Raw genomic sequence first — 16,694 nt, 5'->3', positions numbered from 1 at the left:
AGCCACTAAAGTAACGGATTTATTTTAAGTTTGCACGACATGGTCGAATTTGTTGTCACGTCTGACGGTTCCAAAACGCTGTATCATCCCGCCATCGGCGAGCATTACCATTCACGTCATGGTGCGGTACAGGAGAGCAGGCATGTATTCGTCGGTATGGGCCTAGGCCATTTCGTGGCGCAGCACCCCGCGCAAGCGGTTAGCGTGCTGGAAATCGGGTTCGGCACGGGGCTCAATTTTCTGCTTACTGCAGAAGATTGCCTGGCCAGGGGCATTGCCCTTGATTACGCTGGGGTAGAAGCTTACCCCCTTCCTGCGGCCACGCTGTCGGAAACGGGGTATGGCGGCTATGTGGGCAATGCGCTATGGACGGCTTTCCTTGCACGGTATACGGACAGCTTGGCGGCGCCCCAAAACATGCTCGACGGATGTTCACTCGAAATTGCGCACTGCCCGGTGATGGAGTTTACCACTGAAAAACGGTTTGATGTATTGTACTTCGATGCGTTTGCGGCGGTTCACCAGCCGGAGATGTGGACGGAAGAAACGCTACGGCATGTCTGTGTTCTCTTGAAGGCCGGCGGTGTATTCGTTACCTATGCCATTACCGGCCACCTCAAGCGTACGCTGAAGTCTTTTGGTTTTACCATAGAAAAAGTGCCCGGAGCACCGGGTAAAAGGGAGATGCTCCGGGCAGTGAAACAATAATTCAACAATTAATGCTCGTGCGTGCCATCAGGCCCGTGCGAATGCCCATGGGAGAGCTCGTCGGCAGTGGCTTCGCGGACGGACAGCACTTCAATGGCAAAATGCAGGTTCTGACCGGCCATAGGGTGGTTGAGGTCTACCACCACGGTCTCGGGGCTTACCTCGGTAACTTTACCCCTAAACTGGTTGCCCTGGTTATCCTGTAGCGGCAAAACCTCGCCCACGGCAGGAAGCCCGCTTTCCTTGAACATATCGGCCGGCAGCGGTGCAATAGCCTGTTCATTTACCTCGCCGTATGCATCTTCGGCAGCCAACTCAAAATCTTTGGTATCCCCAGTTCCCAAACCAGCGATATTTTCCTCAAATTTCGGTAGCATCATGCCCACGCCGAACAGGAAGTCCAGCGGATTTTCTTTGCCGGCTTCTTCAACAAAGGTTTTCTCACCATTTTCAACGGTGTGGAGTTTGTACGTCAGCGTTACCACGCTGTTGGGTGCTATAGTCATTTTGTTTAAAATTATGGGTATGGCACACATACCCGATTATCAATTTGTAATTAATTGCACTAGTTCATCGGCTTTGGTTATCGGCATACTACATGTTTTATTACGGCACACATATGCTCTCGTCACTTCGCCCATCCGTCCTGCCAACAAGGGAAGACTGCCTTTTGTTCCGCCCAATATCATTTTGCCAGGCACGTAATGCCTGTCCAGCTCGCGGCGCAGCGTTTGGCATTCAGGGCCGGTAAGCACAACTTCAAGGCTTCCGCTTACCTCATCGAGCAGATGGGTAGCCCAATTGGCGTAAGCCGACCCGTAAGGGGCGATATGTGGCACCACTTTAGCCAGCTGCTGTTCGGCAATAGCGGTATAATCCGGTTCGTCAAAGGCCAATCCCAGCCACCGGAGCTGCCGTGCGATGGTGGAGGTGGAAGAGGAAATCACGTTGTCCATGGTCTCCGTTTTACGTGCGATAAGCGGATCGGCATGTACCGATGTATAGTAAAATGTCGAAGTCGTTGCGTCGTAAAAATTACCCAGCACATGGGCGACCAGTCGCTTCGCTTCATGCAGCCAAGCCTCGTCGAAAGTAGCTTCATACAATGCGATGTACGCCTCGATGGTAAATGCATAATCATCGAGGAACCCGCCGATGGCCTTGCCATTTGCCGGCGGTTGGCGCCACAAACCGCCATCTTCGGCATATAGCCGCATTTTGATGAATGCCGCGTTCGCAAGGGCCACATCGAGGTAACCGGGCTCATCAAAAACACGGTACGCATCTACAAAACCCTTCAGCATCATGGCGTTCCACGCCGTCAGCAGCTTATCATCCAATGCGGGCCGTACCCGCTTGCTACGATAGTCGATCAATTTACGTTTGGCAGCTACTAGGAAACCCGACCATTCCTCCGCAGAAAACCCAGCCGCTTGGGCCATGCTGTCTGCTTCGATATCGATTTTAAGCACATTGGTGTGTTCTTCTTCCCAATTCCCTTCTGCCGTGACACCGAAATAACGGATAAACAGCTCCGCATCCTCACCAAGCACGGCTTCGATCTCATGTTGCTGGAAGGTATAGAACTTCCCTTCCACCCCTTCACTGTCGGCATCCAGTGCACAGTGAAAACCACCTTCCCGATTGGTCATCTCACGTTGTACCCACTGCAGTGTTTCGCTGACCACGCGCTTATATTGTTCAACCGGCCTTTGCTGCCAGGCTTCCGAATAGAGGCTTACCAGTTGCGCATTATCATACAGCATCTTCTCAAAATGCGGGATATGCCAACGCGTATCGACAGCGTACCGCGCGAAGCCGCCGCCCACCTGGTCGTAAATGCCCCCCGATGCGATTTTACGAAGGGTGAAATGCACATGATTGACCACTTCGGGGTTGTCCATCAGCACACCGTAACGCAGCAGGAACAACCAATTGTTTGGCAAAGGGAATTTCGGGGCCCCATTGTATCCGCCCTCCCGTTTGTCAAAACGATCTTTCCAGGGGGTAACGATCGCGGTTAACGCTTCCTGGGTGTAGCCATCCGGAATAGGCGCAAAAGGGAGCTGTTCGCTTTGTTGGATACCGGCGGTGAGCCGCTCCGCATAATCGTTTGCCAACGCCGGGTTTTCGGCCCACATGGCAACCAGCTGCTGCAGGAACTGCTTCCACTGCCCCGGCGGAAAATAGGTTCCGCCGTAGATGGGGCGGCCATCGGGTAGGCAGACACAGTTGAGTGGCCACCCCCCCTGTCCGGTCATCAACTGCACGGCGACCATATAAATTTGGTCGATATCGGGCCGTTCTTCCCGGTCCACTTTGATGGAAACGAAATGAGCATTCATCAACTCGGCGATGGCCTCATCTTCGAAGCTTTCGCGTTCCATCACATGGCACCAATGGCACGCGGCGTATCCGATGCTGACAATGATGAGTTTGTTTTCGGCTTTAGCTTTTTGCAGGGCTTCTTCGCCCCACGGATACCACTCAACGGGATTAAACTGGTGTTGCCTCAGATAAGGAGAGGTCTCACTATGGAGTTTATTCGGCATCTGGCGATAAAGGTAAGATTTTTCTACCGAACATGGAGAACAGTGGCACCGCGCTTAATCTTCTTTATTGGGCTCGGCTAGCCAGACGTTCGTTCCCATGCCCCCCGATATCGCTGCCCATTCGGTCACGTCGTCGAAACGCAGGTGGACAATGCTACTGGTCGTGAGGTTATAGACGTTTTCATCGGCCAGGTAGTTGACCAATAAGGTAAGGCCGGGGTTATGTCCAAAAAAAGCTACACTATCGACGCTATCGTCCCATTCATTGATGATTTGCAACAAGGTGTTGGGGAGCGCTTCGTATATGCGCGGTTCGAGCTTGATCTCGTTCACCGGGATAGCCAGGTATTCGGCAAATATCTGTGCCGTGGTAATGGCCCGTTTAGCCGGGCTGCTAACCAGTTGTTGGGGTTTAATGGCATAATCGGCCAAGCGCTTGGCCATTTTAGGCGCATTTCTGAACCCCCGCGAATTGAGCGGGCGGTCGAAATCACTCACATCGAAGCTCCAATCCGATTTTGCGTGCCTTATGATGAATAAATGCTTTGCCATAATGCTCTCCGGGTATTTATTTCCTACCTACGGTTATTTCTAGCAACCGCCGTACCGAAAACGCTTTTCCCAGCCTTTTCGTTACCGATTTCCGCCGGCGTTTAAGGTGTGCGATACCCTTTTCCAATCAGGGAGGATCGGGGTAGCGTAAAAAAAGAAAAGTAATACCGTCGCAATTATTATAATTTTGTGGTCTCACCAGCATTGTCCAGGCATTGCTGGGCAGGAATAATATCGAAAAAAATGGGCAATCAGCACGCGGAAATAGATTTGATATACCTTTGGGTAGATGGCAATGACCCAAAATGGCAAGCCAAGAAGCGAGCCTTCACCGGTGTAGTGAGTGACAACTCCGAGACCAACAACAAAGGCCGCTATGTCAACAACGACGAGTTGCGGTATGCATTACGGTCGGCCGAAATACATGCTCCGTGGATACGAAAAATCTTTGTCATTACGGACGACCAGCAACCCGAATGGCTGAATACTCAACATCCACGCATACAGGTGGTAGATCATAAAGACATCATGCCGCCGGAAGCATTGCCGTGTTTCAATTCAACCGTCATCGAATATTTTCTATATCGGATACCCGGCCTGTCCGACCGTTTCCTATTTGCTAACGATGATATGTTTTTCAATGCGGATGTTACGCCGGACTTCTTCTTTGAGAAAGATGGGTATCCCATCGTGCGGTTAAAAAGGAAGCTCTTCGGCCGATGGCATCCCCGTCTGACCGCCTTTTTCAAGGGACTGGTGGGTAAAAAGTTGGGGCAATATGCCCAGAAACTGGCCGATTCGGCCCGTGCCGTGGAAAAGAAGTTCGGAACGTACTATTCAGGTGTGCCCCATCACAATATCGACGCCTTCCTCACGTCCGATTACCGGAGCGCGGTGGAAGAGGTATTTGCAGATCGGGTGAGAACGTCGCAGTTCCACCACGTACGTACATTCGGGGATATCCACCGATCAGCCTTCGGATATTATGCGCTGGCAATCGGCCACGGGCACTTGAAATATGTGGACCGTAGGGAAGCTAGCCGTATATTGGTTTACAAGCACGATTTCATGGCATACCTCGAACGTTATGCACCGAAACTCTTCTGCTTGAATGATAACCAGCGCGTAACGGATGACGACCGTAAGAAAATCCGCCCTTTTTTGGAAACCCTATTCCCCCTCAGGTCTTCCTTCGAGAAATAACTAACGATACCGATCCTTATACCAAGCCACAAACTGCCCCACGCCATCGGACAATACGGTATCGGGCCTATAACCGGCCACGTCTGCCAAAGCGGATGTATCGGCATAAGTCGTTTTCAAATCCCCCGGCTGCATCGGATACATATCGAGTTTAGCTGTGCGACTGAAAGCAGCTTCCATCATCCGGATAAACTCCATCAGGTGGACAGGCCGGGAATTACCGATATTGAAAATCCGGTAGTACGGCGGTTCTTCGGCCGCCGACGGGGGGTGGTTTCCAGCCCGCACGACACCCTCAATAATATCATCGATATACGTGAAATCCCGATGCATATCCCCCCCGTTGAATACCTTGATGGGTTTACCCGCACAGATCGCATCTGCAAACAGCATCGGGGCCATATCCGGCCGGCCCCATGGCCCGTACACGGTAAAGAACCGTAGGCCGGTAGTAGGCACCCCATACAAGTGGCTGTAGGTGTGGGCCAGCAATTCATTGCTCCTTTTGGTAGCGGCATACAAACTTACCGGCTGGTCCACCCGATCATCTTCATGGAAGGGCACCTTCGTATTGGTACCATATACGGACGAGCTTGAGGCGTAAACAAAATGACCGATCCGGTGATGGCGACAACATTCTAGCATATTGACAAAGCCGACGATGTTGGATTGCACGTACGCATGGGGATTTTCCATCGAATAGCGAACCCCAGGCTGAGCGGCCAAGTGGAAGACCCGTTCAAAGCCATGGATCTGGAACAACTTGGTAAGCTCACCCAGATCGGTTATATCCGTTTTCTGAAACGTGTAAGCCGGGTGGGTTTGGCTTCGCACAGGTATGTTGTCGTTTACTGCGCTTCGGTCTATACCACAGGCCGACAAGCGTCCATACTTCAGGTTCACATCATAGTAGTCGTTTATATTGTCGATGCCTACTACCACATGACCTCTTTCCAATAAGGCGCCTACCAGATGGAAGCCAATGAAACCTGCTGCACCGGTCACTAAAATGTTCATTCGAAAATTATTTGCTTTTTAATGGTCTCATGGAACCTGCCTGTTCTCTCAGCACCGATATGGCAGGTTTCATTGCTCGAAACTTGACTTTTCGGGTAATATATGGTTGAATGCATCACTGACTGCTTGCATGGTCTTTTCGTAATTGACAATGTGCTCACTATCGTTTACGCAGACCAGCTTATACGATTGCTCGCGAATTGCCTTGATCGCTTTCGGTGCCCTGAAAACGAGGGGGAACATTTTGGTATCCGCATAGGTATTGTAGGGCACAAAGTTGGAGCGACAGATCTGCCACGTACGGAAAAGTTCCTGCGTATAATCCTCGGGGCTGCGGAAACGATGCGTTGACATTTCGGTCAGCTCCTTACCCGCGTAGTCCCATACCTCTTCAAATGTCGTTTTCGTATATGGTTGGGCATTATGCGGTGTCCGCAGCGTTACAAATTTCCCATATGGCTTCAACAACCGCGTGAGTCGGGCCCGCTTTCCATAGCTCTCATGAAACCATTTATCATGGTCGCGCGCCATCACTTCCCGTTTGTCAAAGCGCCGATTGATGATCTCGATGTTGTTTTTCAAACATTTGCTCCATAGCGATAGTCCCATATTCATTCGGAATGCGGCAATATCGTTGGGCACCCCTTCGGTAAAAAACCGCGATTGCGGGAGGTCGTTGATGATAAAAAAATCATCGTTGAAATAAACGAAGTGTTCTGCCAGCTCCGGTATGCGGTGCAGGTAAATTTCGATAAGGCTCGAATTAAAGCACGGTAGAAATTGCTTGGGGATATAGTCTTCATGATTGACCATCCGTAGCTTCGGGTGGCTGGTATCCAACCAGTCTGGCTGCTGGCCGCAGGTGACGAAGTGGATATTACGAACCCACGGCGCGAATTTATCCACGCCGCGGAACCAATACCGCAACAGGCCGTGGTCCCTGAAACGGGCTTCGGTCACCTCATTCTTCTTGTTGTCTATCTTGCCCGAATAGGAAGCAAAATCCTGCTGCCATTTCGGGTCGTTCATGTCAACCCAGGTAATTACAAAATCGATATCCATTCCGGCCCGTTAAACGGTCAAAAATAGGGATTTTATTTTTGAAGCGCATTATTCGATTAAAATCCGTTCAAAGGGAATGTCATGTACTTTGGCGGCGTATTTCGGGAAATCGGTCTTATACATAAGGCTGGTGCCCAAGCTGTATATTTTCTGCGCCCGCGACAACATCAAGAAATCGACGAATGATTTCAGGTATACCTCGCTCTCCGCATCTGCCACATTATCGATATGGACGACCTTACCGGGGATGGTATGGATGTTCTTGAGGTCTTTTACAGCGGCAATGAACGTAGAACTGTCGGAAGTCACCAACACGGGTATGTCGCTCTGTTCGGAAATACGCTTCAGCGCATTTACATTTTTGGACAGTAACGCTTGTCGGTCGGCGGGTGGCAACGGTTTGAAATGATACTCTTTGAAGTCGCCCAATAACGCTTGGAAACGAAACACGCAAGCGATGAACGCGGTATGGCCGATCTGATCAAGATGTTCCTGCAACCGATCATGCAACAGTTTTGTCGGTTTGAAGAGCTCGTTGAAAAGCTGTCCCCACTGGTATTGCTGATTGTACTTCTTGTTTATTTTATCCAGGTAATCAACTTTCGCATATACCCACACTTGTTTTTTCAATGGGAATAGGTTAGTGAGTCGCCGCAACGGCGGCTGTTTGCTCATGATGCGGAAGCGGACATCCCAAACCGACTCGCTCAATTCTCCAGGTTCGGCCACCCAATTGTAAATGTTGGGCACTAAAAAGTCCGTCAACTCCATCGGATGATTAAAAACACATCTAAACGGCACATCGTTCGCCTTCGCCAATGCATAAATGCTCACAATCCCCTTGAAGCGGTCGGTCAAGCCCTTGGTTTTCCGTCGGCTGTCCACGACCGAAACCATCATCGGCTTCCTAATCCGGTTGGCAGACAACCGATAATGCTTCAACACCATGTAGTATTCTTTCAGACCATAGAAGTTGAAAAAACGAACAATTGACTTCTTGACACTACCGCTTCCCATGCTAACTGATTAAGATGCGTTCAAACGGCACATCATTCACTTTGGCCGCGTATGCTGGAAAATCGGTACGGTACATCATCTTTGTACCGATGCTGTAAATCTTCTGTGCCCTTGCCAACATGAAAAAATCGACGAATGATTTCATGTAAACCTCTTCCTTTTCATCAGCGGAATTATCGATATGCACCACCTTGCCCGGAATGGTATACACGTTGCGCAGCTCCTTGATTTCACCGATAAACGTCGAGCTATCGGAAGTGACGAGCACAGGCACGGGGCTTTTTTCCGTTATCTGCCTAAGGGCTTCCTTGTTCTTTTCTATGAGTCGCCGCTGTTCGACATTAGAAAGCGGTTTGAAATGGTATTCTTGAAAATCACCCAACAACGCCTGGAAACGGAACACACAAGCAATGTATGGGCCACCTATTCGCCCTTGATGGAACTGCAAGTTGCGCTCCAAAGGCTCCGTGATCTTAAATAATTCGTCGAAGAGCTCGCCCCATTTATATTCGGTATGGAAGACCCTGTTTATCTCTTCTAAGTAATCGTTATTTGCATACACCCTTAACTGTTTGGTTAATGGTAATACGCGCAAAAGACGCTTGGCTTTCCGTTGTTTCCGCATCAATTTGAACCGCATCCCTCCCACGGTGTTATCGAGCTCGCCCTGTCTTGGCAGCCAGTCGTATTGATTGGGAATCAAGAACGATGTTAAATAAACCGGATGGGTGTAAATGCAGCGATACGGAACATCAATTGTTTTTGCTAGCGCATATACACTGATGGCCCCCTTAAACCGGTCCGTCAGACCATTACCGCGCCGCCTACTATCCACCATGGAAATCAGCATCGGCTTCTTATCCGATTTGCGGAAAGAAAACTGTTGGTACTTCAACAGCATAACATACTCCACAAGCCAATACGAATTGAAAAAAAAGGTGATAGACTTTTTTAGCTTAGTGAGCATATTACTTATTGAAGACGGCGTAAATATACACGGTTTTGTAACCGAAGCAAAGAACAGGTTATAATTTTTGCTTTCGTATACTCAGGCTTAGGTTGACGTTTTTCTTTACTCCATATATTTACGAAACGGTTTACTTTTACAAATGTATCCAATAAATGGGAGATGGGTACCATTGCTACTTAGCAAACACGGTATCCGGGCAAAATAATTCCGGACAGGTCCCACCCGTCTCTTGTTATCCAGCGGCCAGGCGAGACGACAATTTTATTAGCATGTGTATTGAACCATGCCCCCCACCAGCTGAAGCTGCTGTTGGCAATGATGTGATGTTTGCATAAGCTCATCAGTTGCATATCGCGAAAACTCTCCAACCCTTTATTCCAGTCTACGAAAAGTGCATTTGTAAGCGGGAAGTTTGCCTTGCACCAAGGTATATCGTCCGAGAAAAAGACAAAACGCGGGTGCTCAATACTCCGTTTCATATAGTCGAGAGCCCGCTGGTAATAACCAACATCGCAAATCCCACCCAGCAAAGGGTCATTTATATAATCTCCTCGTCGTACATGCACACTAACCGTATTGCCAGCGGCAAGTATTTCAGCGAGTCTTATATTTTCCCCATTTGAAAAATCCGGAAAACGCAACTCAGCACGCAACCGATCTGCCACCGGTTCAATATAGCTAATGTGTTGCCAATATCCCCAATAATAACGATGCTTGGGGTCAGTAAAGATTTCCCCATCATATCCAAATAACAGCTTCTCCTCGTAATATGCTTTTTTTGTTCCGTAAATCCGGCGCAGCTTCCGCGACACCCATCTGTGGTCCTGCCCGTCGAAAAGCCGACGTTCAAAAGACGTTAGTTGGGGTAGTTGGATACCGAAAATCCGTTCAAGTTCAAACCCGTTATGCAACCCGTAAGAATCATAACCGGACAGGTCTGCTTTCACCTTTGGAAATGTTTGCTGTAACGCGCGGAAAAAAGCATACTGGAAGAGCTGATTGCCTAGGCCACCGAGAAATTTAACGACCTTCATAGTGCAATCCTTTTTTAAACCAGAAACAACCGCAACCATAGAATTGCTTGGCTAACAACGTCTCTGATGGATTGGGGACCAACCCTCCATCCACACCATCCTCCGGTATCAAGGTGAAATCCATCAATTCCATATCACTGAACAGCGACAGCACCTGATGCTTATCGTAAATCCGATGAGCATTAAAGCAGATTACACTCTCGCGACCCAAGGGCACGACGAACAATAGTGAACCGCCCGGCGCGATGACACGTTTCAATTCGGAAATCGCCTTTAAATCACCATCGTAATCCAATTTATCTCCATAACGACCTAGCCCAATGTGTTCTACAGTATGCATACAAGACAACGACAGAACGCTGTCATTGGGGAAAGGCAAACATGTTATGTCCGCAAACGATGAGGTTAAGTTATCCAACACCAAATCAGCGGGGCGATAATCATAGAAGTCGGTGGGCACAACAGCGGAAAGCATGCTGCAAAAATGCAATGTGGAAGAAATATCGACGTGACGGTCGGGGTTCACGGATTTGATGATCCGCATTGCCCACGCCGGGTGATAGATATAGTGCCGGTCGAAAGCGGTATTGCTGGTAGCGTCAGTCAAACAGGGATAAAACAAATCAGTTGATAAGCGGAAACGGGCACCCGCCGTTTGTTCCTGCACCAATAACCTTTCGTACTGAGAAACGAAGTGCTGGGGCAAATGCTTGCTTTTCCCCTTCGTCTTTTTCCAAATTCGTCTAATGCCCATAACTAATTCGTCAATGACCTCAACCAAAATTTGAAGATACGGCGTTTTTGTTTGGGTGAGGTTAATGAAACTTTAAAAAGGCCTTTCCTGAGCAAATAGGACGCAGCTTGTCTTTTGCGTATCGTAGACGTTACAATCAGATACCACCGGTCGAACAATTCTTTTTCGAATATTGTTTGCGGGAGCTTGTTGGACGTCAAGTTTGCCGACCTGAGCGCAACCAATAGCTCATAGAAATCTTCAATGGAATGGTCTTTAAACGCACCCCTTATCAGCGCTTCAAAAGCGGAAACGTAAATTTCAGCACTTTTAACGCCAATTGACACTAATTGTTCCCTTTTAATTTCACGCACGTGATCAACCAGCTTTTTCTGCTTGATGTAGGAGCTATTGCTGGAATGTAGGCGATATCGGACAAAATATTCTTCAGCGAGCATACGTATTTCATATGCATCTGCCAAACGAACAAAAAGGTCATAGTCCTCTGCCGGCTCTCTATCCCGGTACCCCCCCAATGACAACACTTCGGCTCTTCTATACATTACTGTAGAATTAACAAAAATATTGTTGAAGAACAGTTTTACTTTTAATTCTTCAGGTTTATAAGAAGGGATTAGTACTTGAGTAGTCGTATTTCCGTTTTCATCTATAACGACGGCATTTCCGCCGCACAGCACCACGTCCGGATGCACTTCCAAAAACTGATACTGCTTTTCCAAACGTGACGGAAAAGCAACATCGTCACTATCCAAAATCGCTATATATTTCCCGCGCGCCGCTCGCAACGCCACTTGCCTGGCATGGGTAATCCCTTTATTGTTCTCATCGGCTATCAGCCGAATACGAGGGTCAGTAAACTCATTAACAATAGCTGAAGTATCATCTGTGGATCCGTCGTTGTATACAATTAATTCAAAGTCTCGGAAAGTCTGACCTAACACACTTTGAATAGCTTCGCGGATATATAAGCCAGCGTTGTAAGCTGCCATTAGCACGGAAACAGCTGGCGTCGCAGGAGGGTCAACCGTCATCATCATGGGTTAATAGTAATTAGCGAGTTCCCTTTAAATTTGGGCAGGGTCGATCGCCCTAATCAGTTTATGGAAGCTCGCAAGTTGTCTCCGCTTCGTAAACTCAAAATCGCAGCCTACCGAATCATTATTTAACTTTCTTGCCATAACTTCTTTCATAGCCTCCGCTAAATCAGTTGCATTCCACGAATCAACCACAATGCCTCGCGCCTCGTTTACAAACTCGCTGACACCTCCGGAATTAAAAGACACGATGGGTTTCCCAAGGTATGCTGCTTCCAACATAACCAAGGAAAAGGAATCTTCCCTCGAAGGCATTAAGAGTCCATCACCGAGCGCTATAGACCCATAATATCTTTCCTTAAGCTCACCCGTAAAAATAACTTTTCCCGGCCACTTTTTACGGACTACGGATTGGACATAGTGGAACAATCCATCTTCACGTATCCTACCCAACCATAAGATACAACAATTTTCTTGTTCCAAAGCGGCTAAAATATAAGGAATATAATCAAGCCCCTTTTCATAGGTCACGGTGCCAGATATTATCCAAACGAAAGCTTCCGGAGAAATCCCCAGTTCTTCTCGACTAACTCCGTCATTTTCAAGCTGATCTTGAATAGCTTCCTCATCAATAAAACTATATTGTAAGCGAACATTTTCATGGCCCATATCACGTATTTTCTCGCAAACGATCTTAGAACAACCTATACATACTTCTGAATACCGAATAATTAATTTAAGATGATCTTTACGGATAAATCGGTAGGCGTTGGAAAGCTCGTGAAAATGAGTAACTATTCTAACACCTAACTGTTGTCCGACGGTCAAAACCCGCTCGTCTACCACTATGGTATTAACATACCAAATAGCTGCTTTGACTTTTCGCTGTAAAGCTCTCAATTGATAAGCAACCGGATCTATTTTAAGTCCTTTTAAAACGCCCCTCCATATTCTTTTCCACCATTTTTTCTCCTTATTGTAGGGCAAATAATATGGGATATCATCCGGCAATTCAGCTAAAAGCTCCCCTTTTTTGAAACTATACACATAGGGGGTAACCATATCTCTGTCGAGCCCAGTCAGCAAGCTGAAAAGAAGAACCTCCGAACCCGTTCTGGCAGAAGAAGAAGTAAAAAACAAAATCGATTGCGAGCCTGAACTATTTGACATAAATAAAAACTTTAAGGGGGCATGGCTTAATTAAGGGCGAAGATAATCCAAATCTACCCACATCAATTTGGCAGATAAATTGGGGAATACTCTCCTTCATCCAACAAATACCGAATCCAATTATCGAAGCTATATTTTTTTCTAATGTCTATTGGCAGCGGGACAAATGGTGAAGCTAAAAATTCATCTAACTTCTCCTTACCTTGCTCTCCCCAAACAAAAAAATTATTGGGGTGATAGAAATCATAATTTTTAACCTCCTGCGAAGTCGTAATCATTTTTTTCTGAAATCCTATGGCTTCAAAAACACGGAAAGACAAGCCATTATGTACCTGATTATTAATATCAATAAGGATATGGGTATTATAGATGAGTTTGAGATTTTCCTGATAAGTTAATTTTTCCGTGGTTGTTTTTAAAGTTTTAAAATCCGGGCGGGCTTTCTTACCGTGGCAGATATGATAACGTACCTTTAGACCTGCTTCAGTGAGTTCGGCAATTAATTGTTCTACCTGCTGGGAACGACCGCTCATATAGGTGCCGATAAAGCAGGCGTCCGAGGTCAGTGCCGACTCAGCATGCAATACCGATGCATTGGTATAAAAGTTCGTAATCGGAAGTAAATGCGGGCCATCTAAGTCATCCGGATCGAAAACGAAAAACCGATCAAAATACTTTACGAGTTGTTTGACAGCGGGGAATCTATCTAATCCATCCCACTGATAAGCCACCAACATTGCCGCCTTGCGCTTGATGGTTTGAATAATTTCTTCGCTATATTGATCAGGCCGAATAAGAAATGCATAATCTGCATGGGTTATTTCCGCTAACGTGCCTTTCATCCATACTTCTGCACGCTTGAACCTCAAGTAATCTTTATAGCCTTTGTGTCCCAAAAAATTCTTATGAACGAAACTTTTAAGCCGCTCAAAAATATTCCTATACTTAAACTTTCCCTGTCGGGAATAAGAGATATTCACAACTTGAAAACCCTGGTACCTCAGCTCCTTTTCAATCATGTCTGAAAAGCTGTAATCAGTTGGGGCACCTAAAATGATTTTCTTGCCTGCAAAATATCCCATTAAAAAAATAGTGTTAGCCTGTCTTTTTCACAGAAGGTCGTACCACACCGCGAGAGCCAAATCAATAGGCCAACGTCGGTTGGAGGTCAACACGGGAAGGTATCGCCTCACGTTCGAGCCGGTCCTCGCGGAGCAAAGCATTTATCCAATTATTGAAACTGTAACTTTCTTTTATATGGGTTGCCAATTCCATGTACGGCGCATTAAGAAAATCGGTTAGCACTTCTCGCGACTGACCTTGCCAAATCAAAATATTATCAGGGTGATAAAAATCATACTGCTTGATCGCTTTATTGGTGGTGATGAGTTTCTTGCCGAAACCAATAGCTTCAAATACCCGGAAAGACAAGCCATTGTGATGGGTTGTCGGTACATCCAACAAAATCTTGCTGTTAAACGCATAGCGCAGATTTTCGCCATAAGTCAAATCCGTCGACGAGGTGTCCAAAAACTTAAATCGTGGCTTCCGCTTCCTGAATTTGCAAATGTGATATTTGACAGAAAGGCCATAATCCTGAAGGCTCGTGATGATTTCTTCCAATTGCGAGGCGCGCCGTTTCATATATGTTCCCACATAGTACACATCCGATTCGTGCTCCTCACTTGGTCCTACATCAAAAGAATTGGTATAGAAATTCGTTGCCGGCAGCATAGCAGGGTACCTGGCATCTTTCGGGTCGAAGACAAAAAAACGATCGAAAAGACCGATCCGCTTGTACACCTCGGGAAAGCGGTTCAGACCATCCCATTGATAGCCAATTGTCTTGTCTGCCTTTAGGCCAATCATGTTGATGATGTCTTCGGAATACTGGTCCGGACGGATCAGCAAGGCGTAATCCACACGGGGTATCTTAGCTACGCGATCCAACATTTCGCCTTCGACACGCTTAAATTTCAGATAGGTCTTGTAATCGGGGTGACCAAGGAAATTCCGGTGCAAATAAGCATTTAATCGTTCGAATACATTTCTATATTTAAAAGGGGCGCGGGGCAAAGACAAGTTATACACCTCGAAACCCTGATGTCGCAGCTCCTGCTCAATAATTTCAGAAAAACCGTACGCAGTTGGCGCTCCTAAAATAATTTTCTTCCCGTTAAATACCGTCATCTAGCTTGTAATTATATCAATAAGTAATGCGCATCGACAATTAACCTGCTTCAATTAACCTGCCAGCTTTTCGCTGCGTTCCTGATTCATAACGAGAATTGTGGTATATACGCTACTCATTCGCGAAAAGAAAATACCCACCTACCGAAAGTTGTTGAATGGTTTCCCAGCTTTGGGAGCGAATAGACACAATAATATATGAACCGATGGAATAAATCGACATCAACCAAGCAAGCCAGTCCCAGGGCAAGCGTGCGGCTGTATAGATAGCTAATCAAATGACATAAGGGTTGGCAGAAACAATTAGTTAATTTGTCAGCGAATGTAACATTTTAAACGAACTTTAACCAATAAAAAAAGAAAAAAAACCGATCCATCTGGCATCGTTTACCGAAGCGGTATATCGGGGTTTGGAAACAAGGTTAATATCCGTACATTTACGAGTAGGTTTTCGATAATAAGATGATGAGGACACTTCAATTTACCGTTCCGGTGACGCCCGATAAAACCGTCATGGTCCAGGAAGACAACTTGCCCCGATTCTATCCCCATTTGCATAGGCATAAAGAGGCACAATTGATCTGGATAATCAAAGGTGAGGGCACGTTGATCACCGATAACACCATGCATTCCTTCCGGCCTGATGATATCTTCATGATCGCCCCAAACCAATCGCACGTATTCAAAAGCAACCGCCAGTCTGCCACAACCGGAATCCATACCCTATCTGTTTTTTACGACCCGAACGGCCGCCTCGCCCATCTCCTCCATTTGCCCGAATTGAGCCAATTGAATCTATTCCTCAAAGAATATAAAGGCGGGTTCAGGCTCCCCGAAATACATTTCAAGTCGGTATCCAGGTATATCCTCAAACTCAGGGAATCGAGTGACATGGATCAAATGCTGCATTTCCTGCACCTGCTACGCATTTTTTGCCGGATGAGCCCCAAGCCCAAGCACCTGTCGACATGTAACGGGGAACACATTTCCAACGGGGAAGGGATGCGGATGGGAAATATCTATAATTATGTCCTGCAGCGCTATCAAAATGCGCTTACGCTGGAGGAAGTCGCCGCAGAAGCCCATCTCACGCCGCAGGCTTTCTGCAGGTATTTCAAGAAACATACGGGTGTAACTTTTGTAACGTTTCTCAACAAGATGCGCATCCATCAGGCTTGCAAAAGGCTCACATCAGGCGAATTTGATTGCATCGCGACGGTGGCCTACAATAGCGGGTTTAACAGCATCACCAACTTCAATCGTGTATTTAAAAGCGTCGCTGGTACGTCGCCCAAGGAATATCTATCCCAATACCTCAACAACGTGAAATAAACCCTATTGTTAATATCTGCATAGCATTGATTAATTAGCGGCTGGTTTACCCTACTGTTTACCCATATATTTGTGCCAATCATTTGGCGTTGACATCAT

The 16,694-nt window shown here is 47.0% G+C and carries 16 protein-coding genes; 3 read left to right on the top strand and 13 right to left on the bottom strand.

Going from position 1 to position 16,694, the window contains the following annotated elements:
* Positions 1–39 precede the first annotated feature (39 nt).
* Positions 40–708, top strand: a complete 669-nt coding sequence (gene mnmD, locus ACO1NT_RS16150) for a tRNA (5-methylaminomethyl-2-thiouridine)(34)-methyltransferase MnmD (RefSeq protein ID WP_449049769.1) — start codon at positions 40–42, stop codon at positions 706–708.
* 8 nt (positions 709–716) lie between these two features.
* On the opposite strand, the gene ACO1NT_RS16145 is transcribed toward mnmD, so the two are convergent.
* From ACO1NT_RS16145 to ACO1NT_RS16135, 3 genes are read right to left on the bottom strand one after another with little or no spacing between them, the layout of a single operon-like run.
* Entirely contained in the window at positions 717–1,214 is a 498-nt protein-coding gene (locus ACO1NT_RS16145; protein ID WP_449049768.1) for an FKBP-type peptidyl-prolyl cis-trans isomerase, read from the bottom strand.
* 39 nt (positions 1,215–1,253) lie between these two features.
* The gene (locus tag ACO1NT_RS16140; protein ID WP_449049767.1) at positions 1,254–3,260 is read right to left on the bottom strand and encodes a thioredoxin domain-containing protein; all 2,007 of its coding nucleotides are present in this window, start codon (positions 3,258–3,260) and stop codon (positions 1,254–1,256) included.
* Positions 3,261–3,314: 54 nt separating this feature from the next.
* Complete coding sequence (locus tag ACO1NT_RS16135; RefSeq protein ID WP_449049766.1) at positions 3,315–3,812, bottom strand: SixA phosphatase family protein; 498 nt, start codon at positions 3,810–3,812, stop codon at positions 3,315–3,317.
* Positions 3,813–4,055: 243 nt separating this feature from the next.
* Here ACO1NT_RS16135 and ACO1NT_RS16130 point away from each other — a divergent pair, with 243 nt between their 5' ends.
* Complete coding sequence (locus ACO1NT_RS16130) at positions 4,056–5,015, top strand: Stealth CR1 domain-containing protein (RefSeq protein WP_449049765.1); 960 nt, start codon at positions 4,056–4,058, stop codon at positions 5,013–5,015.
* On the opposite strand, the gene ACO1NT_RS16125 is transcribed toward ACO1NT_RS16130, so the two are convergent.
* The 10 genes from ACO1NT_RS16125 to ACO1NT_RS16080 form a co-directional block, all read right to left on the bottom strand.
* Entirely contained in the window at positions 5,016–6,032 is a 1,017-nt protein-coding gene (locus tag ACO1NT_RS16125) for an NAD-dependent epimerase (RefSeq protein ID WP_449049764.1), read from the bottom strand.
* 69 nt (positions 6,033–6,101) lie between these two features.
* The gene (locus ACO1NT_RS16120; RefSeq protein WP_449049763.1) at positions 6,102–7,094 is read right to left on the bottom strand and encodes a Stealth CR1 domain-containing protein; all 993 of its coding nucleotides are present in this window, start codon (positions 7,092–7,094) and stop codon (positions 6,102–6,104) included.
* Between the two features lie 48 nt (positions 7,095–7,142).
* Positions 7,143–8,111, bottom strand: a complete 969-nt coding sequence (locus ACO1NT_RS16115; protein WP_449049762.1) for a hypothetical protein — start codon at positions 8,109–8,111, stop codon at positions 7,143–7,145.
* Position 8,112: 1 nt separating this feature from the next.
* Positions 8,113–9,012 carry a hypothetical protein gene (locus ACO1NT_RS16110; RefSeq protein WP_449049761.1) on the bottom strand — a complete coding sequence of 300 codons (900 nt, stop codon included), beginning with the start codon at positions 9,010–9,012 and terminating at the stop codon, positions 8,113–8,115.
* Between the two features lie 245 nt (positions 9,013–9,257).
* Positions 9,258–10,115, bottom strand: a complete 858-nt coding sequence (locus ACO1NT_RS16105; protein ID WP_449049760.1) for an alpha-1,2-fucosyltransferase — start codon at positions 10,113–10,115, stop codon at positions 9,258–9,260.
* Positions 10,102–10,869, bottom strand: a complete 768-nt coding sequence (locus ACO1NT_RS16100; protein ID WP_449049759.1) for a DUF268 domain-containing protein — start codon at positions 10,867–10,869, stop codon at positions 10,102–10,104. The genes ACO1NT_RS16105 and ACO1NT_RS16100 overlap by 14 nt, the downstream gene beginning before the upstream one ends.
* A 2-nt stretch (positions 10,870–10,871) precedes the next feature.
* Complete coding sequence (locus ACO1NT_RS16095; protein ID WP_449049758.1) at positions 10,872–11,906, bottom strand: glycosyltransferase family 2 protein; 1,035 nt, start codon at positions 11,904–11,906, stop codon at positions 10,872–10,874.
* Between the two features lie 27 nt (positions 11,907–11,933).
* Entirely contained in the window at positions 11,934–13,073 is a 1,140-nt protein-coding gene (locus ACO1NT_RS16090) for a glycosyltransferase family 4 protein (RefSeq protein ID WP_449049757.1), read from the bottom strand.
* Between the two features lie 62 nt (positions 13,074–13,135).
* Entirely contained in the window at positions 13,136–14,155 is a 1,020-nt protein-coding gene (locus ACO1NT_RS16085; RefSeq protein ID WP_449049756.1) for a hypothetical protein, read from the bottom strand.
* Positions 14,156–14,216: 61 nt separating this feature from the next.
* Positions 14,217–15,263, bottom strand: a complete 1,047-nt coding sequence (locus ACO1NT_RS16080; protein ID WP_449049755.1) for a hypothetical protein — start codon at positions 15,261–15,263, stop codon at positions 14,217–14,219.
* Positions 15,264–15,725: 462 nt separating this feature from the next.
* Between ACO1NT_RS16080 and ACO1NT_RS16075 the strand changes: the two genes are divergently transcribed.
* Entirely contained in the window at positions 15,726–16,595 is an 870-nt protein-coding gene (locus ACO1NT_RS16075; RefSeq protein ID WP_449049754.1) for a helix-turn-helix domain-containing protein, read from the top strand.
* The last annotated feature ends 99 nt before the right edge of the window (positions 16,596–16,694 follow it).

The organism is Parapedobacter sp., from assembly GCF_053550995.1.
Note: the sequence above shows the minus strand (reverse complement) of the source record. Positions and strands in the feature narration are given on the sequence as shown.

Coding starts and splice junctions, on each gene's coding strand:
- mnmD (WP_449049769.1), top strand. CDS start 40: ATGGTCGAATTTGTTGTCACGTCTGACGGTTCCAAAACGCTGTATCAT.
- ACO1NT_RS16145 (WP_449049768.1), bottom strand. CDS start 1,214: ATGACTATAGCACCCAACAGCGTGGTAACGCTGACGTACAAACTCCAC.
- ACO1NT_RS16140 (WP_449049767.1), bottom strand. CDS start 3,260: ATGCCGAATAAACTCCATAGTGAGACCTCTCCTTATCTGAGGCAACAC.
- ACO1NT_RS16135 (WP_449049766.1), bottom strand. CDS start 3,812: ATGGCAAAGCATTTATTCATCATAAGGCACGCAAAATCGGATTGGAGC.
- ACO1NT_RS16130 (WP_449049765.1), top strand. CDS start 4,056: ATGGGCAATCAGCACGCGGAAATAGATTTGATATACCTTTGGGTAGAT.
- ACO1NT_RS16125 (WP_449049764.1), bottom strand. CDS start 6,032: ATGAACATTTTAGTGACCGGTGCAGCAGGTTTCATTGGCTTCCATCTG.
- ACO1NT_RS16120 (WP_449049763.1), bottom strand. CDS start 7,094: ATGGATATCGATTTTGTAATTACCTGGGTTGACATGAACGACCCGAAA.
- ACO1NT_RS16115 (WP_449049762.1), bottom strand. CDS start 8,111: ATGGGAAGCGGTAGTGTCAAGAAGTCAATTGTTCGTTTTTTCAACTTC.
- ACO1NT_RS16110 (WP_449049761.1), bottom strand. CDS start 9,012: ATGCTGTTGAAGTACCAACAGTTTTCTTTCCGCAAATCGGATAAGAAG.
- ACO1NT_RS16105 (WP_449049760.1), bottom strand. CDS start 10,115: ATGAAGGTCGTTAAATTTCTCGGTGGCCTAGGCAATCAGCTCTTCCAG.
- ACO1NT_RS16100 (WP_449049759.1), bottom strand. CDS start 10,869: ATGGGCATTAGACGAATTTGGAAAAAGACGAAGGGGAAAAGCAAGCAT.
- ACO1NT_RS16095 (WP_449049758.1), bottom strand. CDS start 11,906: ATGATGATGACGGTTGACCCTCCTGCGACGCCAGCTGTTTCCGTGCTA.
- ACO1NT_RS16090 (WP_449049757.1), bottom strand. CDS start 13,073: ATGTCAAATAGTTCAGGCTCGCAATCGATTTTGTTTTTTACTTCTTCT.
- ACO1NT_RS16085 (WP_449049756.1), bottom strand. CDS start 14,155: ATGGGATATTTTGCAGGCAAGAAAATCATTTTAGGTGCCCCAACTGAT.
- ACO1NT_RS16080 (WP_449049755.1), bottom strand. CDS start 15,263: ATGACGGTATTTAACGGGAAGAAAATTATTTTAGGAGCGCCAACTGCG.
- ACO1NT_RS16075 (WP_449049754.1), top strand. CDS start 15,726: ATGATGAGGACACTTCAATTTACCGTTCCGGTGACGCCCGATAAAACC.